At 69.5% G+C, this 25,887-nt stretch carries 16 protein-coding genes; 7 read left to right on the forward strand and 9 right to left on the reverse strand.

From position 1 onward, the window contains the following. The first annotated feature begins 28 nt into the window (after nt 1-28). The gene (locus IG08_RS0108815) at nt 29-373 is read left to right on the forward strand and encodes a MazG-like family protein (protein ID WP_030598477.1); all 345 of its coding nucleotides are present in this window, start codon (nt 29-31) and stop codon (nt 371-373) included. On the opposite strand, the gene IG08_RS55710 is transcribed toward IG08_RS0108815, so the two are convergent. From IG08_RS55710 to IG08_RS0108855, 8 genes are all read right to left on the reverse strand, one after another. Further along, on the reverse strand, nt 370-1,563 hold the full coding sequence (locus IG08_RS55710) for a serine/threonine-protein kinase (protein WP_052424549.1): 1,194 nt from the start codon (nt 1,561-1,563) through the stop codon (nt 370-372). The two genes, IG08_RS0108815 and IG08_RS55710, sit on opposite strands and share 4 nt — an antisense overlap. Further along, the gene (locus IG08_RS0108825; RefSeq protein WP_030598482.1) at nt 1,560-6,062 is read right to left on the reverse strand and encodes an Hsp70 family protein; all 4,503 of its coding nucleotides are present in this window, start codon (nt 6,060-6,062) and stop codon (nt 1,560-1,562) included. Before IG08_RS0108825 ends, IG08_RS55710 begins: the two co-directional genes overlap by 4 nt. A 37-nt stretch (nt 6,063-6,099) precedes the next feature. Then, nucleotides 6,100-8,010: a P-loop ATPase, Sll1717 family gene (locus IG08_RS0108830; RefSeq protein ID WP_030598484.1), complete on the reverse strand. Its 1,911-nt coding sequence runs from the start codon at nt 8,008-8,010 to the stop codon at nt 6,100-6,102. A gap of 114 nt (nt 8,011-8,124) precedes the next feature. Then, complete coding sequence (locus IG08_RS0108835) at nt 8,125-9,288, reverse strand: ROK family transcriptional regulator (RefSeq protein WP_234342831.1); 1,164 nt, start codon at nt 9,286-9,288, stop codon at nt 8,125-8,127. A gap of 69 nt (nt 9,289-9,357) precedes the next feature. Then, a complete protein-coding gene (locus IG08_RS0108840; protein ID WP_030598488.1) occupies nt 9,358-11,940 on the reverse strand; it encodes a beta-galactosidase in 2,583 nt (860 codons plus the stop codon). Then, nucleotides 11,937-12,869, reverse strand: a complete 933-nt coding sequence (locus tag IG08_RS0108845; RefSeq protein WP_030598491.1) for a carbohydrate ABC transporter permease — start codon at nt 12,867-12,869, stop codon at nt 11,937-11,939. The genes IG08_RS0108840 and IG08_RS0108845 overlap by 4 nt, the downstream gene beginning before the upstream one ends. Continuing rightward, nucleotides 12,869-13,774, reverse strand: a complete 906-nt coding sequence (locus IG08_RS0108850) for a carbohydrate ABC transporter permease (RefSeq protein ID WP_030598493.1) — start codon at nt 13,772-13,774, stop codon at nt 12,869-12,871. The genes IG08_RS0108845 and IG08_RS0108850 overlap by 1 nt, the downstream gene beginning before the upstream one ends. A 6-nt stretch (nt 13,775-13,780) precedes the next feature. Beyond that, nucleotides 13,781-15,067 (reverse strand): ABC transporter substrate-binding protein, encoded by a 1,287-nt coding sequence (locus IG08_RS0108855; protein ID WP_030598496.1) that lies wholly within the window; start codon nt 15,065-15,067, stop codon nt 13,781-13,783. Between the two features lie 597 nt (nt 15,068-15,664). Here IG08_RS0108855 and IG08_RS0108860 point away from each other — a divergent pair. The 6 genes from IG08_RS0108860 (at nt 15,665) to IG08_RS0108885 (ending at nt 25,174) form a co-directional block, all read left to right on the forward strand. After that, a complete protein-coding gene (locus tag IG08_RS0108860) occupies nt 15,665-16,645 on the forward strand; it encodes a carbohydrate ABC transporter permease (RefSeq protein WP_234342832.1) in 981 nt (326 codons plus the stop codon). A 14-nt stretch (nt 16,646-16,659) separates the two neighbouring features. Beyond that, the gene (locus IG08_RS0108865; RefSeq protein ID WP_052424550.1) at nt 16,660-17,499 is read left to right on the forward strand and encodes a carbohydrate ABC transporter permease; all 840 of its coding nucleotides are present in this window, start codon (nt 16,660-16,662) and stop codon (nt 17,497-17,499) included. A 134-nt stretch (nt 17,500-17,633) separates the two neighbouring features. Further along, nucleotides 17,634-18,977, forward strand: coding sequence for an ABC transporter substrate-binding protein (locus IG08_RS0108870; protein WP_052424551.1), 1,344 nt, complete (start codon nt 17,634-17,636; stop codon nt 18,975-18,977). 52 nt (nt 18,978-19,029) lie between these two features. After that, on the forward strand, nt 19,030-20,109 hold the full coding sequence (locus IG08_RS0108875) for a LacI family DNA-binding transcriptional regulator (RefSeq protein ID WP_030598501.1): 1,080 nt from the start codon (nt 19,030-19,032) through the stop codon (nt 20,107-20,109). 183 nt (nt 20,110-20,292) lie between these two features. After that, the gene (locus IG08_RS0108880) at nt 20,293-22,920 is read left to right on the forward strand and encodes a carbohydrate-binding protein (RefSeq protein WP_078655499.1); all 2,628 of its coding nucleotides are present in this window, start codon (nt 20,293-20,295) and stop codon (nt 22,918-22,920) included. A gap of 118 nt (nt 22,921-23,038) precedes the next feature. After that, nucleotides 23,039-25,174: an alpha-galactosidase gene (locus IG08_RS0108885; RefSeq protein ID WP_030598505.1), complete on the forward strand. Its 2,136-nt coding sequence runs from the start codon at nt 23,039-23,041 to the stop codon at nt 25,172-25,174. Nucleotides 25,175-25,311: 137 nt separating this feature from the next. On the opposite strand, the gene IG08_RS0108890 is transcribed toward IG08_RS0108885, so the two are convergent. Further along, complete coding sequence (locus tag IG08_RS0108890) at nt 25,312-25,761, reverse strand: hypothetical protein (protein ID WP_030598508.1); 450 nt, start codon at nt 25,759-25,761, stop codon at nt 25,312-25,314. Between the last annotated feature and the right edge of the window lie 126 nt (nt 25,762-25,887).

Here is a 25,887-nt window from a genome sequence, read left to right on the forward strand (position 1 = left end):
GAGTAGTCGCGATGGCAGGCTGCGCCGCATGAGTGATCACGTCACGCCCCCGGACATCTGGAAGTCCATTGACGCCCTGTGGACCTGGCTGGAGGCGGATCAGCCGGTCGGCGGGCGCGAAGGCATGCTCCTGCGCATGCTGAAGCTCTCCGAGGAGGTCGGCGAGGTCGCCGAGGCGGTGATCGGCGTGACCGGCCAGAACCCGCGCAAGGGCGTCACCCACACCTGGGAGGACGTCCAGAGCGAGCTGTGCGACGTGGTGATCACGGCGCTGGTGGCGCTGCGGACGCTGACGCCGGACACGCGGGAAGTGTTCAGCCGCCATCTGACCCGCGTCACGGAGCGCTCGCCGGGCCCGGCACAGGCGTCCTAGGGCCGTCCCGTCAGGGAGTCCATGGGCTCGGCCCGTACCAGCCGACTCGCCTCGCCGCGCCACCGAGCCGTGACGGCGGGCCGCTGTTCCGGCCGGGTCTCGAAGTACCGCCGTAACTCGGAGTCGGGTGCGTAGCCGTAGCGGTCGAGGTAGTAGGCGATCTGGTCGGACCAGACCCACGTCCCGTCGGTGCGGAAGTGGGCGGGCACCACCCTGCCCCGGTCAGGGTCGACACGGTCCGGCTCTTTCGGGAGAAAGACGACGGGCTCCCCGTCCCGCAGACACTCCAGCAGGGCGGTCCGTTCCTCCGCGGAGGCAATGCGCTGATGGGTCTTCCCAAAGCCCGGGCTGCCGTCCCACCTGCACAGGTCGAAAACCCGTGCGAGCCGGAGTCCATCAGGCAGGGTCAGGTTGGTGAGCAGCCTCCGTACCTCCGGCGCATCCTTGGGGCGGAACTCAGGATCCTCGTCCAGCAGCCGGCCGACGAGGTTCTTGAAACCGGCGGGGACGTCCGGTCTGTCGCTCCACTCGCCGTTCGCCCACCCTCTCCCGAACGGCGGGGCTCCCCCGGTGAGTTCATACAGCACACAGCCGAGGGAGTACAGATCCGCCCGCTCGTCGGGCTCGGCCCCCCGGCGCTGTTCAGGGGCCGCGTACTCCGGGGTGCCGACGACCATGCCGTCGGCGGTCAACCGGGCGCCTCCTCCTTCTCGTACTGCCGCGACCCCGAAGTCCAGGACCTTCACGATGCGTTCGCCGGTGAGCATGAGGTTGGACGGCTTCAGGTCCCGGTGCACGACACCCTGTGCGTGGGCCGCCGTCAGGGCGTCGCAGACCTGGACGCCCCAGGCGACGACCTCGGACGGGGCCGGGGGCCCGGTCAGCCGGACATGGACGTCCAACGGTGTGCCCTGGACCAGTTCCATGACGACGAGAAGCGGATCCTCGACGAAGTCGTACACGGTGACGATGTGGGGATGACCGGAGAGACGCGCCGCGGTCCTCGCCTCCCGCCAGAACCGGGCCGACCTGCCGAAGCCGGGCCTGATCTGCTTGACCGCGACCTGCCGGCCGAGCAGTTCGTCCTCCGCCTGCCACACCACTCCCATGCCTCCGACCCCCAGGAGGTGGCGCAGCCGGTAGCGGGCCACGATCAGATCGCCTTCCGCGAAGCCGTCCGCGGTGGTCATCGGGGAGTCCCCTCGCCACCGGGCTCGGACAGCCCGAACCCGGCACCGGCGAGCAGGGGGGCCAGCGAGTCGACCGAGATCGCGAACGTCGCCGTCCCCGTGGCGCGCTGCACCAACAGGCCGATCACCTCGCCGAGTTCGTTGAGCAACGGCCAGCCGCCCGCCTCGGGCGGCAGTTCCAGATCGGTGCGGAACAGCTTCAGGCCGTACTCGGAGAACTCTTCGATGCCCTGGACCATGCCCGTCACCAGCATCTGGTCGGACGCCGGGCCCCAGACCTCGCTCCCGATCGTGGTGAGCCTGGGGAAGCCCAGTCGCAGCGGCCAGCCCGGCACGGGTTCGTCCAGCAAGACGACACTGGCGTCAATCGCGGAGGAGTCGGGGCGGAAGACACTGAGGACGGTCCGCGTCCCCGCCGCCATGCGCACGGCGAGTCCGGAGAGCGACTGCTCCGGCCACCGGCCGCCGGCCAGCACATGCCGGTCCGAGACCAGGAAGCCGACGCCCTCCCGGCCGTTGCCGTCCAGCACACGCACGAGGGCGGGGCGGGCCGCTGCCAGGTACGGCTCGGGGTGGTCCCGGTCCAGGACGATCGCGGGCAGCCTCGGCGCATCCGCGAGCAGGGTCTCCTGGTACCGCGCGAGATCTCCGACGCCGGCCAGACAACTCAGCCGTCGGCGCAGGTCCTCCGGGTCCGACAGCGGTTCGGTCAGCTGCTCGAGCGCGCGCAGTGCGCGCTGGTGGTCGCCCGCGTCGTGCAGGGCCCTGAAACGCCTCAGTGGATCGGCGTCCGCGGCGGCGAGGGCCGCGAGCAGGTCGTTCCACGCGACCATCCGGGCCATGCTTTGCCGCGTCCGGTCGAGATGCTCGGCGAGCTGTCCGGACAGATGCCGTCCGGCGTCGGCCTGGTCCACGGTGCGCGCACGGTCGAGGAAGTGCCGGGCGGTGACCGTCAGATCGCGCAACGGGCCGCGCAGGGACAGCAGTTCGGACTCGACCTCGGTCCCCTCGTTGCCGTACATCTCCGTCAGCAGCCTCTGGCTATTCCTGTCCAGCGGCGCGCGGGTCGGCCGATATGCCGCCAGCCGGTCCCGGAACTCGTGGCAGAGCCGTTCCGGCTCGAGCCCGGCGGCTGCGTCCATGAGGTCCCGCAGCGTCCGGCGGGACTCCTCCCAGTCCCGCTGCCGCGCCTGCCGCTGCGTCATCTCCTGGATCTCACGCGGTGACAGCAGTGTGGGGTCGGTGATCCGGACCGAGGCCTTCCGGCCGGTGGCCTTGTCCACGGCGGTGACGTGGAGCACGCAGCTCACGTCGATCTCGAAGGTGACCTCGATCTGCGGCTCCCCCCTGGGCTTGGGCGGGATGCCCTCCAGCAGACACTCACCGATCCTGGAACGCGGGTCGAGCTGCCCGCCGTTGTAGACCTGGATGTGCACATTCTTCTGGTTGTCCTCGGCCGTGGAGTAGACGTCGCTCCGCTGCAACGGGATCTTCGCGTTCGCCTCCACCAGGCGGTCGAAACGCTGTCCGCCGTTCTCCCGGTCGACGACGCTGATGCCGATGGGCAGCGGGGTGACGTCCAGCAGGAGCATGTCCTGGATGTCCTCAGACAGCACAGCACCCTGCAGGGCCGCGCCGAACGCCACCACCGTGCTCGGGTCGGGGTAACCGGTCCTGCGGCATCCGAAGGCCCGCTCCGCCACACCGCTCACCAGCGGAGACAGCATGGGCCCACCCACCAGCACCAGATGCTGCGGTCCACCTGCCGACTGGCGCCATTCCTTCCCGACCTTTTCGCAGACCGTACGAAGGGTGCCCAGCGGTCCGGCGAGCAGCTCGGCGAGATCGGCCCGGGTGAGTTCGACACGTACGCTTGGCCGGTCCAGGAACGAGTGGAGCGTGTAGTCGGCCTCCTCCTGCGAGGACAGCGCGATCTTCAGGTGCTCGGCGGCGATCTCCAGCCGCTGCCGCTCCAGACTCCTAACGGGTACATCCACTCCCTCGCCTCGAAGCCGGTCGGCCAGGAAATCGGCGACGGCCCTGTCGAAGTCCCGGCCGCCGTACGCGGGGTTGCCGGACACCCGCTCCACCTCGTACACGTTGTCGCCCACCTCGACGAGGCTGGCGTCGAGAGTGCCCGCACCCAGATCCAGTACGGCGACCCGTCCGTCCAGCAACCGCTGGCGGGAGACCGTCATGCAGGCGGCGGTCGGTTCGTGGATCAGCCGGACCAGGTCCACGCCGGCGATCTTGCAGGCGTTGCGGGTCGCGGCCTTGGCGTTGTTGGGGAAGTTGGCGGGAGTCGTCACGATCACCCTCGGCCGGCTCAGGGTGAGGTCGTACCGTTCGGCCGCCCAGTCCAGCCACTCGTCCCGGATCTCGCCGAGTTCGGCATGGGCGAGGTCGGTGATCGTCTCCCGGACCCGTGCGGCCAGAAAGGCCTCGACCAGGATGCGGGCGTGGCCGACCAGCCGGGCGGACACCTCTTCCGGACTGTAGGTACGGTCCCCGATCGTGAACGGGTCGCGCCCTCCCATGCGGCGTTTGGCGTCACTGGCATGCCCGATGATCCTGGGGGCCAGCACGGCGTCGGCGGACAGTCCGACGATCTCTTCTCGCTCCTCGGTCACGCTCAGCGTCGACGCGAAGGGCGGCTGCTGGGAGCGCGGACAGGCCACCGGCCGCTGGAGCGTCTTGTCGTAGACGGCCGCGACACAGTTACTGGTGCCCAGGTCCATGCCCCAGATCCGGGAAAAGCGGCTGTCCACCTCCTTCTTTGCCCGGACCGCCCACTGCCCGACCCTCTCCTCGAAGACTCCCCGGTCGGCGGCCGACACGGCCTCCATGGCGTCGAGAACCTGTTGCCGCACAGAGCCGGTGACGGTGGTCTCGTCGTCGACCAGCGAGCGCAGCACGCTGCCGGCGTGCGAGGCGCTTCCCCGGCGCGCCAGTGCGTCGAGGCAGAGGCGCACGAGTTCCTCGATGTCGCCCGCCCGACGCAGGAACCCGGCGAGGCGGGGATCCTCGACGGCCTCGTCGCCGCGCCACCGGATCAGGCAACGGGCGGCCGCCATCGGGTCGTCGGCCCGTTCGTAGAGAGCGATGGCCTCCGCGTGGTGGCCGGCCTGCTCGTGCAGACGGGCCGCCCCGAGCAGGTCTCCGCCCGCCTCCCGGGCCGCCGCGCGGGCGGCGAGACCTTCGGGGGAGTCGTCGTCGTGCAGGACGCGGTCGGCGTCGCCGTACCGCTCGGCCACCTGGTAGAGACGGTGGGCACGGTAGTGCTCCTCGGCGTCCTCGGCGTGCCGGGCCGCTTCCAGCGGTTCCCCGGCCTCCTCCTCGAACGAGCTCCATTCCCTGTGCACCGACCTGCGGCCGTCGTCGTCGGAGGCTGCGTGAAGGAGACGCTGGAGCCGCCGGCGTCCGTCCGCCGTCACGGCTTGGCGCAGGCCCTCCAGTTCATCCCGCCGACGGGCCACCGCATCAGCGGGTTCCGCCTGCTCGAGGCGGTCCAGCACTGCCCGTATTCGTCGTACGGCCCTGGTGTGATCGCCCTGTGCCATCAGGGAGTCGATCTCCGTACGGCATTGCGCGGCGAGGCGGGCCAGGCGGTCCGGCTCGTCCGCCGGGCAGGTCTCCAGGGCCGCGGGGAGATCACCCAGCTGTTCGTGGCAGTGGCTCACGCGGTCCTGGCGCCCCGCCCATTCGAAGTACTGCAGGGCCTCCCCGGCCTCTCCCTCCGCCAGGATCAGCTCCCCGGCCCGCTCCGCCAACCGCAGCGCGGTCTCGTGGTCCCCGTCGGCTTCGGCGAGTTCCAGGCCGGCCTGCACGTCCCCCAGCCAGGACGACTGGGCGCAGCACGCCACCGCGTCCCGCTTGCGGGCGGGAGTGTCCGCGAGCCGCGCCACGTCGGAGCCCCAGCCCAGGAACAGGCGGACGTCGAACCGGTCGGGTATCAGCTCGTCCGGGAGCTGGTCGAAGAAGGCCGACCAGAGCGCGGCGTCCCTGCCGAGGGAAGTCCGTGCGATGTGCGCGTCCAGGGCCTCCGTCATGACGATCTCGTCCAGCGCTCCCCTGTCGCTCAGGCCACGCAGCCACGAGACGAGCCCCTCGGCGTCCGCGGCCCAGCCCATCAGACGGGCCAACGTCTGGCGGGCCCGCCGCCGGATCCCGTGATCGCCCAGCCGGTCCGCCACGTCGATGACGAGCGCGAGCACCGTCCTGTCGAAGTGGCCGCCCAGGGCGTGCAGTTGCCCCGTCTCGGCCGCGCCGAAGGCCGATGCGTACCCCGCGGCGGGCAGCCGGGCGTCGTAGCGGTCGAAGAGGTCCCGTGCCAGCGCGGGATCCTCGCGGAGCGCGAGTAGCAGCGCCCGCCTGTACACGGTGGCCGCGCGCTCGGCGTCGCGGCCGGAAAGCACCGCGGGCCGGAAACGCGACTCGACCCCTTTCAGAGCTCGGCGCAGCTTCCGGGACCCACCCGCCTGCGCACCCTCACGCACCATCGCCCCACCCTTTCCGTCCCCGCCGGACGGTTCCCGGTCATGCCTCGCCGCTGCTTCCCAGTCCGCCGCCGACCGCTCTCACCAGCCGCGTCGACTGTGCTGTCAGGCCCGCTGCCAGGCTGTCGGCTCCCGCATCGCCTTCCAGCCCGTCCCGTCGCAGCCGGGCCGCGATGGTGTGGAAGTAGGTGGCGGCTTCCAGCACCATCTGTTCCTCGTCCACCGAGGCTTCCGCGCTGTGGGCCCGGTCGGCGGCGTCGAGGATGTGCCGCACCTGGGTGCGGATCTCGTTCCGGACCTCCTCGGGCACCGTGTCGGCGTGGACCAGGTGGCCGAGGATCGAGCGGCAGGCCCGTGCCAGCCGTTCCAGCAGGCGGTGTTCACGACCGGCCCAGGTCGCGTGGGGGGCGAAGTTGAGGACGTCTCCAGAGACGACTTGCGCGCGGATACTGATCGCCACCCGGCGGTCGTACAGGTCGAGTCCGGTCGGGCTGGTGGCGCCCAGCGCTTCGCGGAAGCAGGGATGCAGGTGAAACTCGTCCTCGTGCGGCTGTACGGGCAGCAGGGGTATGCCCACGTAGACGATGCCGTTTCCGCGCCGCACCCCGAGAAATCCCACTTCGTAGAGCGTCTTGACGATCCCGTCCGGCGTCAGCGAACCCGTGTAGGCCGGGAACTCGTGGTGCAGCGCGTCCACGACCAGGTCGACGCGGTGGCTCAGCGCGGCACGCGTGACGAGGTATCCGGAGTTCTGGAAGAGCGGAATAAGGCGTTCGAGGAAGGGGTGTGCGACGAGGTACTCCTGGACGAGGTCTTTCAGCTTCCACTGGGAGAAGCGCTGTGTCGCCAGCTGGACGTCGCTCTCGTGGATGCGGTCGCGGTTCCCGTTGCCGATCGCGGTGTACTGACACTCGTTGAGGTACTGGATGAGGTCGCGCGGCCTGGGCAACACGTGGGACAGGAGATACGTCAGGGTGCTCTGGCCGCACACCGTCCGCGGGAAGATCTCGCCCCACAGGCGGTCCGCCGTCAGGCCAGAACCGACCGAGGCCCTGGCGCGCCGCAGAGCCAGGTCCTCCAGGTCCGACTCGGTCCAGTCGATGCGGAGTTCGTCGCTGCGGAACTTGTCGCCCTCGGTGAAGGTGAGGGAGTCGTAGATGTCGGACCTGAGGAACACCGTGCACCGCACGGCGCCCCCGTAGTGGCTGCCGATGTACCAGGTCGCGAGCAGCAGTCCGATGACCAGCGAGTTGCTCTCCAGGTCCGCGGACCACAGCTGTTCCAGCTGGTCCACCAGCAGCACGAAGGTGTGCGCCGGTGCGCATCCCAGCTCGGTGAAGCCGAGGCGTACGCCGTCCTCCAGGACCCTCAGTCGCTGTGCGGGCCGGGCGTCTCCTTCCATGGCCACGGCCTGCTGCGCGAAGTCCACCGCGGCCCTGACCCCGAACGCCTCCAGCGAGAGAGCACCGCTCAGGCCCTGCAGCCACCGGCCGAACCCGATGGACGTCCGAGGATCGCCGAACAGTTCCCGGTTGGCCTTGATGAAGGCTTTCAACGCCTTGACCGCCTCGGGTGGTTTGCCGCCGTGCTGTTCCGCGTGCCCCACCAGGTACTGGGCGGCGCGCACGGCGAAGACATACCGCCACAGCAGCGACTTCGCGTGGTCTCCCGGCAGACCCGTCAGCTCGAACGCGCGCAGTTCCTCACCCGCGATGTCGGCGGCGGTGACCAGCTCCACTCCCCCGGCAGGCACCGGTTCCGAGGCAAGCCGCACGCAGATGGCGCTCTTCCCAACCCCCTTGCGGCCGATGACCAGCGTCTTACGCCCCGTCACCACCGCGTTGTACGCCGCCGTCTCCTTGAAGCCTCTCCGCAGCAGCCCGTCGGCGAGGTCCCGTTCCGCGTCGTCCCGTCCGAAATACAGGCGCTCGACCACCGACAGCTCGCTCACGGCTCCCCCTACGGACGTTCACTGGCCGTACTCGGTCAGTATCCCGCTGTCAGCGCCCGCCGAGGCAGGTTTCGCGGGGGCGAAATCAGTTCGGCGGGGTGTCCGAGCGCCCTGTCACCGTGGCCGTGTCCCCACCGGGCTCGCCAGCCCCAGCCGGGTCAGGAACTGCTGCAGCGTGAAGGCCGCCATGCCGAGTGCCACGGCGTTGCCCGGCACTCGGGACGGCTCGACGGTGAGGCCCGCCAGCGAACCGGGCAGGACGTGGTGCCGGAGCTCGTCGCGCACGGCGGGCAGGAGCCATTCGGCCAGGGCCTCGGAGGTCCAGCCGGTGAAGGCGACGCTCGGGATGTTGAGCAGATTGACCAGGTCGCCGAGGGCCGCGGCGAGGTAACGCGAGGTCCGCAGGGCCAGGACCGTCAGCGCCGGATCGCCCGTGGCGAGGCCGTCGGCGACCGCCTCGACGAAGTCCCGTTGGCGTGACTGCCGCAGCGTGGGGTGGTCCGGGTCGATCTCGGCGAGCGTCGTCCGCAGACCGGGGGCGCCGAGATACGCCTCGACGCAGCCGCGCCGACCGCAACGGCACGGCCGGCCGTCCAACTCGAGGAGAGTGTGGCCCCATTCACCGGCGTTGTTGGTCGTGCCGCGGATCAGTGCACCGTCGAGGGCGATGCCCGCGCCGACACCGGTGCCGAGGTTGACGACGGCCATGCTGTCGACGACGCGCCCCACGCCGAACCACATCTCGGACAGGACGACCGCCTTGAGCGGGTTGTCGACGTACACGGGGGCCGGGAGGCTCTTCTCCAGCAGTTCCTCGATGCGCACGTCGTGCCAGTCCCAGTTCGGCGCGAACACCGAGACGCCGGCGTCGGGATGCACGTGCCCCGGCATGCTGACACCGACGCCGATGATGCGCTCGCGCTCGATTCCGCCGGCCTCGACGGCCGCCTCGATCGCGCGGACGATCCCGTCGACGACGTAGGCCGGATCGTTCTCCTGCTCGTCGAGCGCGACCTCGCCGTGGCCGAGCGCGCCGAGCGCGAGGTCGTACACCGTGGCGTCGACGTAGGTCTCGGCCACGTCGACGCCGACGATGCGGCCGCGCTCGGGGTCGATGGTGAGCCGCTCCTGCGGACGTCCCCCGGTGTTGTTCTCCACGGTGGCGACGCGCAGGACGCCTTCGGAGAGGAACTCGGTGACGAGTGTCGCCACGGTCGCCGGACTGAGTCCGGTGTGCCGGGCGAGTTCCTGCCGGGCGGACGGCCCGAGTTCGAACAAAGCGTGGAGAACCTCGAATCGGTTCTCGCTCCGAAGATCCCGGGCCGTGTGCCGCGCCACCATGCTCCCTCAGTCGTGTGGAGACTCCAGCCGCAGCGTACGGAGCTCCGGGTTGTCCGGTCCGGCCGTGCCCCGCAGCAGCAGGGTCAGCCCGGACCATCCCGACGGGATCCAGAATACGTTCGAGTCTCCGCCCGAGAAGGCCGGCCGGTCCCCGACCCAGACACGGCCCACGCACTCCCCCGCGGCCCATCCGGTCGCCCGGATCTGTGATCCGTCCAGCCGCACCAGGAAGCCGTCGTCGGACGGCGGCAGCTCGACGTCGAGCCACGCCTCCTCCCCCGGCTCCAGGGCCAGCGGCAGGCGTACGTCGTACCGCTCGGGGTCGGTCTCGGCGGCGAACCCGGTCAGCACGTCGTCGTCCTGGGTGGCGCACGTCCAGCCCGTCACCGGTTCCAGGCCGAGCAGTTCGGCGCGGAGGCCGCCGCCGCTGGGGTGGTGGGGAAGCGTGACCGAGATCTGATGGCTTCCGGCGGGCAGCAGGACCCAGGGGTCCTCGGCGTGGACGGTGCGCGCTTCGCCGTTGTCCACGCTCACCCGCACCGGCTCGACCACGCCCAGCAGGTGCAGCGCCGAGTCGGTGGCCGACCGGATGTCGCGCGTGTAGGTGACGGGAAGGCCGACGCGGGTGCTGCTCCAGCCGCCGAGCACGCGGATGGGCGCCGGCAGACCCGCCCACTGGCCGCGCACCGACCACAGGGCCGACACGTCCGTCACGTCCCGGACCGTCCACAGCGTGCCGAGTCCGCGCAGTGCGCCGAGACGGAGGGCCGGCAGCCGCGCGTCGTCGAAGTTCGCGTGCCCCCAGATCTCCACGACGGCCTCGACACCGACACGACCGGCCGTCTCCCGGACGTCGATGCGCTGGGCCGCACCGAACCCGGCGATCGTCGGATGCACGCGGCCACCGATCGACAGGTCGACGATGTCCGCCGCGCCGACGAGCAGCAGCTCGTCAACTCCAGTCAGATCGGCGGTGGTTCGGTACGCCCCGCGCCCCCGGTACACACCGAGCGACTCCAGCGTGGGCGGCAGCCGATGGGCACCGGCCCGCTCCTCGTGAGCCTCGGTCGCTCGCCGCCGAACGTCCTTCATGTCCATGGGCGGCGCCGAACTCCGACGAGGTGACGGGTTGTTGAGACGCACCGTCCCGTCGCGTTCCGTCGCGCGCAGAAGTACGGCGTCCTCCGGCGCCAGCGCAACGAGGACCAGCCCCTCCACCGTCGCCCGCTCGGGGGCTCCGGCAGCCGGCGCCGGGATCTCGACCCGGATTCCGTCGAGGACGACGGTGACCGGCACTTCGGAAGCGAACGTCAGCACGCCGTCCGACGCCGCCACCGGATCCGCGGAGGCGAGGGTGAGCGTCCCGTCGTAACCCCAGGGCTGCAACGGCACGTTGACCAGCATCAGCGGACACGAGTCCGGAGCGACGGCGACCGGTATGCCGTTCACGACCGCCGTGCCCGGTGCCGTCCCGAGATGCGGTACGGCGACGAGTTGGCCGCCTCCGTCGAGGTCCAGGGCCGACGGCGACGAGCTGGTCGGGAAGTCGGCGGTCACCGGCACGCATGGCACGGCCGAGGTGGCGAGCGCCAACTGCGGGCCCAGGGTGTCGATCACACGCGCCAGCACCTGCCCCTGGGCGTACTCGGGACGTTCGACACCGGTCGAGGAGACGTATCCGCCGAAGTCGTAGCCATGGCTCATGAAGTTGCCGGGGTCGCCCCAGTTGCCCGTGGACGGCGTGTACCCGAAGTTCCAGCCGGACGACTGGAGGTAGGGAGCGATCAACGAGGCGCCGCTCGCCAGGAGCCGCCGCAGCGTCCGGTGGCGCCGGTTGGTCTCGGTGATGAGCAGCGGCAGGTCGCGGTCGGCCAACACCTCGGCGTAGCGCCGCACTTCGGGCTCGATGTGCGGGGAGTCGTCGTCCGGGTAGAAGTTGCACGCCGGTACGACGCCGGGGACGTTGCCCGTGGCTCCCTCGATGTCGCCCTGTCCGGCGCAGGCGATCAGCGGGACGGTGATGCCGTGGCGGAGCGCCTGGTCGCGCAGGGCGGTCAGATAGCCCGTGCGGTCCTCGCAGTCGAAGAAGTCCAGCTCGTTCTCCAACTGCACCATGATGACGGGGCCGTTGGCCGGGTACTGCCGCTCGGCGAGGAGCGGCAGCACCTGGTCGAACCAGGCGGTGACCTGGGTGAGGAAGCGCGGTTCGTGCTGGCGCACCCGGAGGTCGGGGTCGAGACCCAGCCAGGCCGGCAGCGCGCCGCCGTCCCACTCGGAGCAGATGTACGGGCCCGGACGTGCGATGACGTACAGCCCGACCTCCTGGGCGAGGTCCAGGAAGGCGGCGACGTCGTGTCTGCCCTCGAAGGACCAGCGGCCGGGTGCCGTCTCGTGGAAGTTCCACGGCAGGTAGACGTCCACGCAGGTGTATCCCGAGGCACGTACCTGTTCGAGCCGGGCGCGCCACTGCTCCCGCGGCAGGCGGAAGTAGAACAGCGACGCGCACAGCACGACGCGTGGACTGCCCTCGGCCCGGATGCCCCGGGCGTCGAGCTCGATGCCGCTGCTGACGACTGTCGGACGACTCACTTGACCCCCGCGCTTCCGCCGCTGATGTCCATTTCGTACAGGTACCGCTGGCCGAGGTAGTAGACGGCGATCATCGGCAGCGTGAGCAGGATCGAGCCGACCATCACCAGGTTCCACGGTGGCGGCTGGCCTGCCACGGCCGTGGTGGTGATGTACTGCACGCCCAGCGCCAGCGGCATCTTCGACTCGTCGTTGAGGTAGATCAACGGCCCCATGAAATCACCCCAGTTGTACGTCAGGGTGAAGATGCCGATCGCGATCAGGACGGGCCACAGCATCGGCAGCATGATGCGCCGGTAGATGCCGAAGAACCCGAGCCCGTCCACCATGGCGGCCTCGTCGAGCTCGCTGGGCATGCGGGAGACGAACTGCCGTACCAGGAAGACGTTGAAGGCGTTGGAGAAGAAGTTCGGCACGATCAGCGGCAGATAGGTGTTCACCCAGCCCAGGTCCTTGAACAGGATGAACTGCGGAATCATCGTGATCTGCGTCGGGATCATCATCGTCGCAATGACGACGAGGAACATGACGTTCTTGCCGGGAGCCCGCAGACGCGCGAAGGCGTACCCGACCAGACCGCTCGACACCATCTGCCCGATGACCGAACCGAGCGAGATGATCAGGGAGTTGACGAGGAATCGGCCCATCGGCAGATCGCCGTCGAAGACCCGGGTGAAGTTCCGCCACTCGAACTCGCTCGGGAAGATCGTGAAACCGTTGGTGGTCACGGTGTGGTCGGTCGACAGCGCGATCGACACGGCGAACACCAGCGGCACGGACAGGACCGCCGAGACGATGATCAGGGTCGCGTAGGTGAACGGGGTCGCCTTGAAGACCCCGAGGACGCGGGTCGTACCGCCCGGGGGCTCCTCGTCCTTGCCGACCTGGCCGCCCTGTGGGGGTGCGACGGTGGGTGCGAGGGTCGCCATCACTTCACCTCGGTCTCGTAGAACACCCAGCGGCGGGTGGTGCGGAAGGCCACCAGGGTGAACACCAGGATCACGGCGAACAGCAGCCAGGAGATCGCCGAGGCGTAGCCCATGTGGTAGTAGGAGAAGGCCTGGTCGAAGAGGTACGGCACCATCGTCTGGCTGGCGTTGTAGGTGCCGGGCTGGGAGGCCTTCGGCATGAGGATGTACACCTGCGAGAAGACCTGGAAGGCCGCGATGAGCCCCATCACCAGGTTGAAGAAGATGACCGGGGTCAGCTGCGGGACCGTGATGGACCAGAACTGCCGCACCGGCCCTGCGCCGTCGATCTCGGCGGCCTCGTACAACTCCCGCGGGATGCCCTTCATGGCGGCGAGCAGCAGGACGGTCGCACTGCCGGCGCCCCACACCGACAGCAGGATCAGCGCGTACTTCACCCAGCTGGGGTCGAGCAGCCACTGCGGCCCCTTGATCCCGACCCACCCGAGGACGTCGTTGAGCGGACCGGAGGGGGCGAGCACCACCCGGAAGGCGAGCGAGGCGGCGACCAGGGGGACGAGTGTCGGCAGGTAAATGAGAGTGCGGAACAACTTGCGGGCCCGGACCTGCTTGTTGAGCAGGTTGGCCAGCCACAGTCCGACCAACAACCCCAGCGGGACGGAGACCGCCGAGTAGAAGAGGGTGTTCCCGAGGGCCTTCCAGAAGACGGGATCCTCGGTGAGCAGCTTGGTGTAGTTGTCCAGACCGACCCACTTGGGCGGCGTGAAGGAGTCCCAGTCCGTCATCGAGAAGTAGATCGAGGAGATCATCGGTCCGAGCAGGAACGCGAGGAACCCGATCACCCACGGTGAGACGAACACGTAGAACCAGAGCGCCTCACGGCGCCGCAACCTCGACATGGCCATCGGCGGTCATCCCGCGGACTTGATGATGGACTCGAGGTTCTTCTGGAGCGCGGTGAGCGCCTTCTTGGCGCTGCGCTCCTTGCCGAGCCAGAAGTCGGCCGTCGCGGTGTCGATGGCCGCGAGCATCTCGTTCCACTCGGGGATGAACGGCGCCTTGAACAGGAACTCGCTGGACTCGGCGAACACACCCATGTTCACGTCCGACTTCACCCACGCCGGCTTGAGGAACGCCTCGCTCTTCTGCACCTCGAGGTTGGCCGGCACGTCCTCGGCGGCGGCGATGATCTGCTGCTGGGCCGCGGGCGAGGTGAGGAAGTCGATCGCCTTGAAGGCGTTGTCGGGGTTCTTCGCGGTACGGGAGATGGCGAGACCGCTGCCGAAGGAGGCCACGGCCTGCTTCTCGCCGCGCCACATCGGCGCGATGTCCCACTCGAACTTGGACTCCGCCTGGCCCGCGATGGCCCAGAACCCGGTGGCGTTGACCGCGACCGTGCCGGCCGCGAAGGCCTGGTCACCGCCGACGTCCGTGCCCATGTCGGCGTACTGCGCCTTCGTCGGCACCACACCGTGCTTGAAGATCAGGTCGCCGACCCATTGCAGCGCCTCGACGACCTCGTCGCTGTCCGCAGTCGGCTTCCCGTTGGCGTCGATGATCGCGCCACCGTTCTGGTACGCCATGCTCCACCACTGGGGCCACCAGCCGGCGCCGCCGTAGCCCCAGGTCTTGCCCTTCTCCGTCAACTCCTTGAACGCGTCGAGGGTGTCGTCCCAAGTCCACTCGGCCGTGGGCGCCTTGATGCCCTTCTTCTCGAACAGGGTCTTGTTGTAGTAGACGATCATCGCGCCGGACCGGTCCGGTATCGCGTAGACCTTGTCCTCGTACGAGTAGAGCGATCCGATCGTCCCGAACCGCTGCGTCAGATCCAGTCCCGCGCTCTTGGCGAGGTCGTCGAGCGGCCGGAGCTGGTTCTTGCTCGAGTAGACGTTGACGTTCTCGGCGACCTGCATGATGTCCGGGCCCTTGCCGCCCGCGATCATCGTCTGCACCTTCTGCGGGTACGAGTCCGACGGGATCAGCTGGAGCTTCACCTTCAGGTCCGGGTACTTCTTGACCAGCAGGTTGATCCGCTTCTGGTACGTGGCCCGGTCGGTCTCGCCGCCCCACACCGTCATCACCAGCGGGTCGTCACTCGACCCCGCCCCGGACCCGCACGCCGTGAGCGTGATGACGCCCGCCGCGACTCCGAGACCCAGAAAACCCCGACGCGAGAGCTGCCCTCTGTCAACCGTCATGGCACTGCCCTTCCTTGAAGTTGCACACGCCCTGCAGGTCGCCCGGGTGATCAGGTCGGGCTTCGAATGGCGGTTAAAATAACCGTCGTTTTAAGCCAGGGACAAGACCTTGTTTCACACAAGTTTCAGCAGGCCTCAGCAGCCACGTTCGCGAACCCCCGGACGGAAGGGACACCGGCACACGAACGCGACAAAGGGCCCCGACAGGTCATCGGACCAGGTCAGAGCCCTTGGGGTGGACACCAACGGCCTGTGCGACGAAGGCCCGGAGGAGATCCACGCCGCGCCCGATCTCACTCCCGACCGCCGCTCGACGCCACGACCGCACCGAGTGCACCGCGGGACAGGCCGCCCCACAGGGCGAAGTGGGGCGAAGGGTGCGCTTCCGCCCCCTCAGGAGGACCACGGCCCCGGAGGCAATCTGCTCCCGACCTCTTGACCGCTCCGAATGTGAACGTTAACACTCTGTCTCACCGCCGAGTCATCGCCGCGTCGGCCGCCTCGTGAATCCCACGTCGCCCAGCGGCCCAAGCCTCAGCCACTCCCCTGTCCACTGCTCTTGCCGCCCCGAACGAGCCGCCCCGACGGAGCGTAGATGTGATCGCTGATATTCCTGCTGCTACGCGCCACCAGGCAGCCGCCCCAGGCCACTCCCCGGTCAGAACACCGACACCCGCGGACGGCGCCCGCCACCGGAGGCGGACCCGGATCCGCACCGCGGTCGAGGCGTACGCCCTGCTGACGCCGAGCCTGGTCGGGTTCGTGCTCTTCCTGCTCGCGCCGATCGCCGGGGTCGTCGTGATCAGCTTCTTCGACTGGAACCTGATGGGCTCCCCGCACTTCGTCGGGCTCGCGAACTACCGCGAGATGGCGGGCGACAGCGAGGTGTGGCGCGCGGTGCGCAACACCGTCTACTACGTGGTGCTGAACATCCCGGCGCAGACGGTGCTGGCGCTGCTGCTCGCCCTCGCGATGAACCGGAGGATGCGCGGCGGCAAGGCGCTGCGGGTGCTGTTCGTCCTGCCCTGGATGGCCATGCCGGTGGCCCTGGGCATCGTCTGGAACTGGGCGTTCGACCCGCAGCACGGCGTGGTCAACCAGTTCCTGTCGCTGTTCGGCATCGACGGCCCGGCCTGGCTGTCGTCCACGGCCTGGGCGATGCCGGTGCTCGCCTCGGTCAACGTCTGGCAGTACACCGGCTACACGATGCTGTTCCTGCTGGCCGGCCTGCAGGCGATCCCGGAGTCGCTGTACGAGGCGGCCGACCTGGACGGAGCGGGCCCCGTGCAGCGGTTCTTCCGCATCACGCTACCGCTGCTGCGCCCGTCGATGTTCTTCGTGCTGGTCACCAACACCATCGGGTCGTTCCAGATGTTCGACACCGTCTACGTGATGACCCAGGGCGGACCCGGCGGATCGACGGACACCATGAACTTCCACATCTACCAGCAGGCGTTCCAGCTGTTCCGCACCGGCTACGCCTCGGCGCTGGCGATGCTGCTGTTCACCCTGATCCTGCTGGTGACGGCCGTCCAGGTCCTGTACTTCCGCAAGCGCACCGTCTACGACTTCAGCTGAGGGCGTCCATCACCATGTCTTCGTCTTCGTTCCCCACCGTCATCCGCAGAACGACGCTGTACGGAATCCTGCTCGCCGGGGCACTGCTGTCGATCGGGCCGTACCTGCTGACCCTGAACGCCGCGTTCAAGCGGCCCTCGGACCTGCTGTCGACCGACGCCTGGGCGCCCGCGCACCCCGCCACCTTCGCCAACTTCGCCGATGTGTGGAACCAGTACGGGATGTCCTCCTTCCTGCTGCACACCCTGTTCGTGGCGGTCGTCGTCACCGCCGGACAGGTCGTGTTCAGCGCGATGGCGGCGTACGCGCTGGCCCGGCTGGAGTTCCCGGGGCGGGACTGGCTGTTCTGGGGCTACATCGCCACGATGATGGTGCCGCAGATGATCACGCTGGTGCCGTTGTTCCTGATGATGCGCGATCTGGGCATGGTCGACACCTACGCCGGGCTCATCCTGCCCACCGTGTTCGGCACTCCGTACGGCGTCTTCCTGGTGCGTCAGCACTTCATGACCATCCCCAAGGACCTGGAGGCCGCCGCCCGCATCGACGGCGCCACCACCTGGGGCATCCTCGTGCGGATCATGCTGCCGCTGAGCCGCCCGATCCTGGCCACGCTCGCCACGATCACCTTCATCAACACCTGGAACAACCTGATCTGGCCGCTGATCATCACCAACAGCGACCGCACCCGGGTGATCACCGTGGGGATCGCCGCCCTCCAGGGACAGCACGCCTCCGACCTGCCGCACATCGTGCTCGCCGGAGCCGCGATCGCCCTGATCCCGCTGATCGTCGTCTTCCTGGTCTTCCAGCGGCACATCGTCCGCTCCATCGCCCTCACGGGCCTGAAGTGAGCCGCCCGCACCCACCGGCGGTCTCCCTCGATCCGCCAAAGTGTGAACGTTAACACTCTCTCCTCCTCTCACCGGGCCCTCTCCCGCTCCCCGAACACCCGCTCACCACCCGCATCCGAAGGGACACCCCAACCATGTCCGGATCCGCCAGAAGGCTCCTGGTCGGTGCCGCCACCGGCGCCCTCCTGCTCGGCCTCACCACCGCCTGCGGCTCGTCCGACTCCGGCTCCTCCGACGGCACCGTGACCCTGCGGTACGCCATCTGGGACGCGGTCCAGAAGCCCGCCCTGCAGAAGTCGGTCGACGCGTTCGAGAAGCAGCACCCGAAGATCAAGGTCAAGATCGAGCTGAACGCGTGGGCCCAGTACTGGAGCAAGCTCCAGACCCAACTGGCCGGCCGTACCGCACCGGACGTCTTCTGGGACCACGTGGCGTACTTCCCGCAGTTCGCCCAGCAGGGCGTGCTCGCCGACCTGACCCCGTACATCAAGGCCGACAAGCTGGACACCTCGGTCTACGACCCCAAGCTGCTGACGGGCTGGGAGCAGGACGGCAAGCAGTACGGCCTGCCGAAGGACTGGGACACCATCGCGCAGGTCTACAACAAGACCATGCTGAAGACCGCGGGGCTGACCCAGGATCAGCTCGGCGGCCTGTCCTGGAACACCACCGACGGCGGCACCTTCGTCAAGGCACTGCAGAAGCTGACGATCGACGAGAACGGCAAGCACCCGGACGAGGCGGGCTTCGACAGCAAGCACGTCAAGCAGTACGGCCTCGCGCTGGCCTCCCCCAACGGCCAGACGGACTGGTGGAACGCGGCGACACAGAACGGCTGCAAGCTCCAGGACAAGGCATGGGGCAAGTGGACGATCGACCAGCCGTCCTGCGTGGAGGCGATCCAGTTCATACGGGACCTGCGGCTCAAGTACCACGTAGCGGTTCCCGCCTCCGTCACCAACACCCCCAACGGCGCTGCCCTGCCGCAGGTCATGGCCCGCAAGGATGCCGCCGTGGTGTGGGACGGCAGCTGGGACCTCAACGCCTACCAGAGTTCGATGAAGGGCAACTTCGGGGTCGCCGAACTGCCGGCCGGGCCGGTCGGCAAGGGCACGGTGTACAACGGGCTGAGCAACGCCCTGTACACCGGCAGCGAGCACCCGAAGGAAGCCTGGGAACTGGTGAAGTGGCTCGGATCCGAGGAGTCCCAGAAGATCATCGTCGCCGCGGGTTCGGTGTGGCCGGGCATTCCCACGCTCAACCAGGACTTCGTGGACGTCTGGAAGAAGCAGGGTGTCGACGTCAGCGCCTTCTCGACGGAGGCCGCCGGCACGACGACCGGCTATCCGCTGACCACGTCCTCGGCGACGTACAACGTCAAGGTGCAGGACGCCTTCAACCAGGTCTGGCTGGGCCAGCAGCCCGCCCAGAAGGCCGCGGCCTCCGTGAACGAGGAGTCCAACGCCGCCGTCAAGTAGCGGCCGCGGACGAGTAGCCTTGTCGACGACCAGCCACCAGGAGCCCACCGACATGCAGGAAGCAATCCCGGCCCGCCGTGACGAGGGGCCGCCCCGGGACGGCGCGGACCGGCACCGGTCGGTCAGCATCCTCGACGTCGCCAGGGCCGCCGGGGTCTCCCACCAGACCGTCTCCCGTGTCGTCAACGACAGCCCGCGGGTGAAGAAGGCCACCCGGGAGCGCGTGCTTCAGGTCATCGACGAACTGGGCTACCAGCCCAACCGGCTGGCCCGGGCGCTGGCGGGCGGAACCGTGCGCTCGGTGACCGTGCTCACCTCGGACACCACCCTGTACGGGGCGTCCCTGGCGCTGCGCGGCATCGAGGAGGCGGCACGCGCGGCGGACTTCGCGGTGGCAGTCAGTGTCCTGGACGAGAAGGCCGCGCTGACCCCGGTCGACATCGCGGGCCGGCTCGCCCGTCCCGGCGAGCCCGTCCTGGTCATCGCCTTCAACGCCCCGGGTGAACAGGCCTGGCGCGCGCTGCCGGCGGACTTCCCGGCGGCCGCCGTGGTGGAGCTGCCGCGGGAGGGCCACGTCAGCGGGCGGCCCGAGGCCTGGCTCGACGACCGCGCCGCGGCCGCGCAGGCCACCCGGTACCTGCTCGGTCTCGGCCACCGCACCGTCCACCACCTGGCCATCCCGTCGTCCACCACCCGCGTCGGCCAGCGCACCGACGGCTGGCGGCAGGCGCTCCAGGACGCGGGCCGCCTCGTCCCGGAACCGGTCGCAGGCGGCTGGAGCCCACGATCCGGGTACCGGGCCGCCCGCTCCCTCATCGCCGACCCGCAGGTCACCGCCGTACTGTGCGGGAACGACGACCTCGCGCTCGGCGTGCTCCGAGCGGCCCGGGAGGCGGGCCGGGACGTGCCGGGCGACCTGAGCGTCGTCGGGTTCGACGACGCACCGTACGCGGCGTTCACCCACCCCCTGCTCACGACCGTCCGGCTGGACTTCGAGGGGCTGGGGCGCGGCGCCTTCGGGATGCTGCACCGGCTGCTCGACCCCGAGAACGCACCGGCACCACCGCTGTGGGCCGAGCCGGAACTGATCGTCCGCGAGAGCTCAGGCCCGGCGCCCCACCGTTCCGTCTGACCCTCCGGCTCACCGGGGTCGCCCCACCGTACGACCGCCAGGCGCCGCTGCGCGCCGTCTCCCGTTCCCGCCGTCCGCGGCGGTGAGCCGCACTGCTCCGTCCGCGGGGGATGTGAGCGTTCACATGCCATTCCTACGAGCCGCCCTCCCGCAACGTGGCGGGAGGAGAAAGCCAGGTCTTCCATGTCCCCAGACCTCCGCAGCCCAGCCCCGGTGGCCTCGCCACCAGGGCGCACGAGACTGCCCCTCACCCGGGCACTGCTGATCGTCGCCGCCCTCGTCGGGACGGCGCTCACCGTGCCGCAGTCCGCCCAGGCGGCCACCCAGACCTACACCGTGGACCTCGGCACGACCACCGGATCCGTCCTGCACGGCTCGAACGGCGCGCTCTACGGGCAGAGCGACGACGGCGTCCCCGGTGACAACCTGCTGGCACCGCTGAAGCTCACCACCGGTTCCCAGAAGCCCCCGAACGGAGCGCAGCACCCCAACGGCGACATCCTGGATGTGGCCCCGTCGTTCTTCCGCAACGGCGGCGGGACGATGTACACCAACATCCAGGACATGTACTCGGACTGGCCGTACCAGAACCTGGGCATGAGCGACTACCTCGCCAAGGTCGACAGCGCGGTCAACGCCGTCAAGGCGACCTCGTACGCGAGCAAGGTGGTGTTCGTCCCGTTCAACGAGCCGGACGGCAACTGGTACACCGGCCTCAACAGTTCGGACACCAGCACCTACAACACCGCGCGCGACAACTTCCTCGCCGACTGGAAGACCGTCTACCAGCGGATACGCGCCGACTATCCGGGCGCGAAGATCGGCGGTCCGAACAACGCGCTCTGGAACCAGAAGTTCTTCGGCGACTTCCTCACCTACGCCCGCGACAACAACGTCCTGCCGGACGTCTTCACCTGGCACGAGCTGGGCCCGGGCTCACTCGCCGTCTACCGCGGCCACTACACCACGTACCGCTCCCTGGAGAGCGCCCGCGGCATCAGCCCCATCACGATCAACGTCAACGAGTACGCCAACCGGCGCGACCTGTCGGTTCCCGGGCAGATGGTGCAGTGGGCCGCGATGTTCGAGGACACCAAGGTCTACGCGCAGCAGCCGTACTGGGACATCGCCGGCAACATGGACGGCAACACCGTCCAGACCAACATCCCCAACGGCACGTGGTGGTTCTGGCGTTGGTACGCCGGGATGACGGGACAGACCGTCAAGGCGACCCCGCCGCAGGCCAACGTGCAGGACACCCTGCAGGGCATGGCCTCGCTGGACACCGGCCGCAAGCAGGCGCAGGTGATCGTCGGCGGCTCCGCCACGGACACCAACGTGGTGATCAACAACATCCCGAGCGCCACCTTCGGCAGCAAGGTCGAGGTCACCGTCCAGGCCCTGGACTGGAGCGGTTACGAGGGCGCCTCCGCACCGCCGCGCACCATCTCCCGCACCGCGTACACCCCGTCGAGCGGCTCCGTCACGGTGCCGCTGACCGGCCTGAACGCCATGTCCGCCTACCGCGTCACGGTCACCCCGAACGGCGGCGGCACCGCCACCGCGCCCAGCGTGCCGTGGAGCGCCTCCTACGAGGCGGAGAACGCCGCCATCACCAACGGCACCGTCGTCACCCAGGCCACCGGCGACACCTGGGACAACGCCCAGAAGTACGCCACCTCCGGCACCAAGGACGTCGGCTACCTGTCCCAGAGCGACAGCAAGGTCGCCTTCACGGTCAACGCCCCCTCCGCCGGCACCTACAACCTGCGGATCTTCTACGGCAACCAGAACGGCGCACCCTCCCAGCAGGCCCTGCGCATCGACGGCGCCAACCCGAAGTTCGTGACCTACCCGTCGACGCTGAACTGGCAGTACCGCTCCACGGTCACCGTCCCGGTCAGCCTGAGCGCAGGCAGCCACACCGTCTCGCTCGCCGTCACGGACCCGACGCTGGGCACCTCCGCCGGGCAGGTCACCCTCGACAAGATCGACCTCACCGCCGTCCCGAGCACCCCGGAGACGGTGTACGAGGCGACGTTCGCCGACATCAGCGGCAACCCGTCCTTCTCGTACACGGACGTCGGCGAGACCGGCACCGGGCGGCTCGTCATGGCCTCCGGCGACAAGGCCACCTTCGACGCCTACGCCCCGGTCGACGGCTACTACACCGTCAAGACCGACTACACGTCCGCCGGCGGCAGCACCGCCCTCGCCCTGAACGGCACCACGGTCGCCACCTACGGCTCCTCCGGCGGCGCCGCCACCACGTCCAGCAGCCGGCTGTACCTGTCGGCCGGCATCAACCGGATCGCCGTCAGCCCGAACAGCGGCACCTCGCTCATCCTGCGCAACGTGAAGGTGGCCGGCGCCGGCAGCACCACCGGCGTCACCAAGTACGAGGCCGAGAGCGCCACCCTGGCCGGCCAGGCCGCGGCCCAGTCCGACACCTGGGCCTCCGGCGGCAAGAACGTCGGCTACGTCGGCAACGGAAGCGGGAACACGCTCACCTTCGCGGGCGTCAGTGCCTCCGCGGCCGGCCGCTACACGGTCGTAGTCCACTACGCCCACAACGACCGGGCGGGCTCCGGCAACTACAACACCAACGTCGAGTCGCGCACCGCGCAGCTGTCGATCAACGGCGGCACCGCGACCACGATGACGTTCCGCAACACCTACAGCTGGAACGACTACTGGGCGCTGCCGACCACCATCAGCCTCAACTCCGGCACCAACACCCTGAAGTTCTCCAACCCGTCCGCCTGGGCGCCCGACATCGACTACATCGAGGTCGCCCCCGTGAACGGCTGACCACCCTCCCCTTCCCCAGGGGCCGCCGCCGGACCGTGAACCGGGCCGGCGGCGGCCCCGCCCCCGCCACCTGTCGCGGCCACCCGCCGCCCAGCCCGCACCAGACCGAAAGGCCGCCATGCCGAGCATCGCCCACGACCCCGAGCACCGGCTGTGGGTCCTGTCCGGACCCGGCTCCAGCTACGTCCTTCACCTCGACGACGGCCACCGGCTGCGCGGCCTGCACTGGGGGCCCGTCCTCACCCTCGAACAGGCCGCCTCCCTGCTGGAGCGGCCCGAGCCGGGACGCCGGTCCTTCGAGGACCCCGCCGACGGCACCCTGGACCTCGACACCGCGGGAGCCATGCGGTACGCCCACGCTGGCGTCCAGGTCCGCTTCCCCGACGGAGTACGCGACCTCAAGCCCCGCCTCATCGGGCACGAGCAGACCGAACACCCCGACGGAAGCACGGAGTTGGTGCTCCGATTCGCCGACCACCACTACCCGCTCACCCTGGACGCCCACTACCGCGTGCACCCCACGACCGACGTGATCGAGCGTCATCTCGTGCTCCGCCACACCGGCACCGACGCCGACGGACCGGTCACGGTCGTCCGCGCCGACTCGGCCACCTGGGTTCTTCCCCGACTGGGCGAGTACCGCCTAAGCCAGGTCCGCGGCCAGTGGTCGGCCGAGACCCAGCTCAACCGAACACCGCTGCCGTACGGGGAGTTGGTGCTCACCAGCCGTCGCGGCAGCACCGGCCACCAGGCCAACCCGTGGGCCATGGTCGACGACGGCCGCACCGGCGAGGACCACGGTGCCGTCTGGTCGTGCGCGCTCGCCTGGAGCGGCAGCTGGCGGCTGACCGCCCAGCGGCTGCCCACCGAGCGGGTCACGCTGTCGGCGGGCTTCGGCCACGACCCGGTCACCTGGGAGCTGCAGCCCGGCGGCGAGCTGACGACCCCGGTCTGCGCGGGCGCCTACACCGAGGGCGGCTTCGGCGCCGCCAGCCGCCTGTGGCACCGCCACGTCCTGGACCGGATCCTGCCCCACCCGGACGAGCTGCGGCCCGTGCTCTACAACTCCTGGGAGGCGACCGAGTTCGACATCGACGTCACCGGGCAGATCGAGCTGGCCGAGAGGGCGGCGGCCCTCGGCGTCGAGTTGTTCGTCATGGACGACGGCTGGTTCGGCTCGCGCACCCACGACGCCGCCGGCCTCGGCGACTGGACCCCCAACCCGGCGCGCTTCCCCGACGGCCTCGGACCGCTGATCGACCGGGTGCACGACCTGGGCATGCAGTTCGGCCTGTGGGTCGAGCCCGAGATGGTCAACCGCGACAGCGACCTCTACCGCGCCCACCCCGACTGGGTCCTCCACCACCCGCACCGCCACCGCACCGAGCACCGCAACCAGCTGGTGCTCAACCTCGCCCGCCCCGACGTCGCCGCCTGGCTGCACGGCCAGTTGGACGACCTGCTGACGAAGAACGCGATCGACTTCCTCAAGTGGGACATGAACCGCCCCTTCACCGAGGCCGGTTGGCCCGGCGCGGAGGCGGACCCGGACCGCCTGTGGATCGACCACGTACGCCATCTGTACGCGCTCCTCGACCGACTGCGCGCCGACCACCCCGGGCTGCGCATCGAGTCGTGCAGCAGCGGCGGCGGCCGCCTCGACCTCGGCATCCTCGCCCGCACCGACCAGGTGTGGACCTCGGACAACACCGACGCCCTGGACCGCATCGAGATCCAGCACGGCTTCTCCCAGCTGTACCCGGCGCGGGTCATGGGCGCCTGGGTCACCGACAGCCCCAACTCCTACACCGGCCGCAGCGCGCCGCTGGACTTCCGCTTCCACACGGCCATGACCGGCGTCCTGGGCATCGGCGGCGACCTGAACCGGTGGACCGAGGCCGAACTGGCGCGGGCCGCCGAACTCGTGGCCGCCTACAAGGGCGTACGACACCTGGTGCAGCTCGGTGAGCAGTACCGGCTGCGGCCCCTCGGGGACGGCGAGCTGAGCGCCGTACAGTACGTGGCCCGCGACGGCAGGGAGTGCGCCGTGATCGCTCTGCGGCGCTCACGGCACTTCGGCCACCGCGAACGCTCCCTGCCCCTGCGCGCCCTCGACCCCGCGGCCCGTTACCGCGACACCGCCACCGGCACCCTCCACCACGGTGCCGTCCTGCTCAGCCAAGGCCTTCCGCTGGACCTGCCCGCCGACGACTGCGCCTCCGCACTCGTCCACCTGGTCCGCGAGCAGACCTGACGGGAGACGCCCGCCTGCCCCGGAGCCGTCGGCGGCTCCGGGGCAGGCGTGACTACGAGGCCTTCGTGGCTACGGGGCCGTCGTGACTACAGGGCCGTCGTGACTACAGGACCGTCGTGACTACAGGACCGTCGTGACTACGGGATCGAGACCCGGTAGACCCCGCTGGTGACGTCGGCCTCCGTGGGCGTGACGGTCACGCCGCCGAGGGACTGGGTCCGCCGAGGCGTCGCCGGGTCGTCCCAGTCGCACTTGTTGCCCTCCCACGCGGAGATGCCGTAGGTGGTGCCCGCGGTGACCTGGTAGTCGGTGCCGATGACGGGCCGGGGCCAGACACCGGAGACGTCGTACTCGCTCACGCACGTGACGGAGGTGCCGTCGTCGATCCGGAGACTGCCGAAGGACACGATGGAGGTGCCTTCCCCTCGGACCTGCGCGGGAACCTCGACGGTGAGCGAGGCCGTGGAGGCGGCGGACGCCGCGGGCGCCGCGACTAAAGCGGTGGCACCGGTGACGGTGAGCAGGGCGGTCAGACCGACGGAACGGGCCGTACGACGCGTGCGGGCGTCTGGGAGCGTGAGGCGCATGTCTTCTCCAACTGGCTAGATACCCAAAGGGGATTGGCGTGTGGGACCAGAGAGCAAGATGTGTTGAACCATCAAGTCAAAGGTCTAGAGCCTGTGATTTGAACCGTCAAGCAAAGGCGGGACTGA

This window comes from Streptomyces fulvoviolaceus, assembly GCF_000718165.1.
GTDB lineage: Bacteria > Actinomycetota > Actinomycetes > Streptomycetales > Streptomycetaceae > Streptomyces > Streptomyces fulvoviolaceus.

Bases quoted from the DNA above. Each gene is read 5' to 3' on its own strand.
- IG08_RS0108865 (WP_052424550.1), top strand. From the start codon at position 16,660: ATGTCTTCGTCTTCGTTCCCCACCGTCATCCGCAGAACGACGCTGTAC.
- IG08_RS0108875 (WP_030598501.1), top strand. From the start codon at position 19,030: ATGCAGGAAGCAATCCCGGCCCGCCGTGACGAGGGGCCGCCCCGGGAC.
- IG08_RS0108825 (WP_030598482.1), bottom strand. From the start codon at position 6,062: ATGGTGCGTGAGGGTGCGCAGGCGGGTGGGTCCCGGAAGCTGCGCCGA.
- IG08_RS0108815 (WP_030598477.1), top strand. From the start codon at position 29: ATGAGTGATCACGTCACGCCCCCGGACATCTGGAAGTCCATTGACGCC.
- IG08_RS0108890 (WP_030598508.1), bottom strand. From the start codon at position 25,761: ATGCGCCTCACGCTCCCAGACGCCCGCACGCGTCGTACGGCCCGTTCC.
- IG08_RS0108885 (WP_030598505.1), top strand. From the start codon at position 23,039: ATGCCGAGCATCGCCCACGACCCCGAGCACCGGCTGTGGGTCCTGTCC.
- IG08_RS55710 (WP_052424549.1), bottom strand. From the start codon at position 1,563: ATGACCACCGCGGACGGCTTCGCGGAAGGCGATCTGATCGTGGCCCGC.
- IG08_RS0108880 (WP_078655499.1), top strand. From the start codon at position 20,293: ATGTCCCCAGACCTCCGCAGCCCAGCCCCGGTGGCCTCGCCACCAGGG.
- IG08_RS0108870 (WP_052424551.1), top strand. From the start codon at position 17,634: ATGTCCGGATCCGCCAGAAGGCTCCTGGTCGGTGCCGCCACCGGCGCC.
- IG08_RS0108855 (WP_030598496.1), bottom strand. From the start codon at position 15,067: ATGACGGTTGACAGAGGGCAGCTCTCGCGTCGGGGTTTTCTGGGTCTC.
- IG08_RS0108845 (WP_030598491.1), bottom strand. From the start codon at position 12,869: ATGGCGACCCTCGCACCCACCGTCGCACCCCCACAGGGCGGCCAGGTC.
- IG08_RS0108850 (WP_030598493.1), bottom strand. From the start codon at position 13,774: ATGGCCATGTCGAGGTTGCGGCGCCGTGAGGCGCTCTGGTTCTACGTG.